The following is a 721-nucleotide window of genomic DNA, read 5'->3' on the forward strand; positions in this document are numbered from 1 at the left end:
AAGAAATGAGATTTATTGATTTATTTTCAGGTATCGGTGGCTTTCGACTTGGAATGGAAAGTGTCGGACACGAGTGTATTGGATTTTGTGAGATTGATAAATTTGCTAGGAAATCTTATAAGTCCATTTTTCAAACGGAAGGAGAAATAGAATTTCATGACATACGAGATGTTTCAGATGACGAATTTAAAAAACTTAGAGGGAAAGTCGATGTCATCTGTGGGGGATTCCCTTGTCAAGCATTTTCAATCGCAGGAAGACGATTGGGATTTGAAGATACTAGAGGAACTTTGTTCTTTGAAATTGCTCGAGCGACCAAACAAATCCAACCACGTTTTCTTTTTCTTGAAAATGTTAAAGGCCTACTCAATCACGATAAGGGACGGACGTTCACCACAATCCTTACCACGCTTGATGAGTTGGGGTTTGATGTTGAGTGGCAGGTGCTTAACAGTAAGGATTTTGGCGTTCCCCAAAACAGAGAGAGGGTGTTTATTATCGGACATTCTAGAAAGAAAGGTACCAGACTCCTATTTCCTTTCAGACGAGAAGGTCAAGCAACTAACTCTGAGACTTTGAAAGAACTAGGGAATTTAAATCCATCAAGAAGTGGAATGAGTGGTGAAGTCTATTATTCAGAAGGTCTTGCGCCAACCTTAGTTCGTGGAAAAGGAGAAGGATTCAAGGTTGCGATTCCTTGTATGACACCAGACAGATTAGA

1 protein-coding gene is annotated in these 721 nt (G+C 39.9%); it reads left to right on the forward strand.

The annotated features are described in order from the left end of the window. Positions 1-5: 5 nt before the first annotated feature. Positions 6-721, forward strand: a 716-nt coding sequence (locus HMPREF2701_RS01560) for a DNA cytosine methyltransferase (RefSeq protein WP_148130497.1), incomplete at its 3' end; no start/stop codon positions are given.

Source organism: Streptococcus sp. HMSC077D04 (assembly GCF_001808785.1).
Classification (GTDB): domain Bacteria; phylum Bacillota; class Bacilli; order Lactobacillales; family Streptococcaceae; genus Streptococcus; species Streptococcus mitis_BX.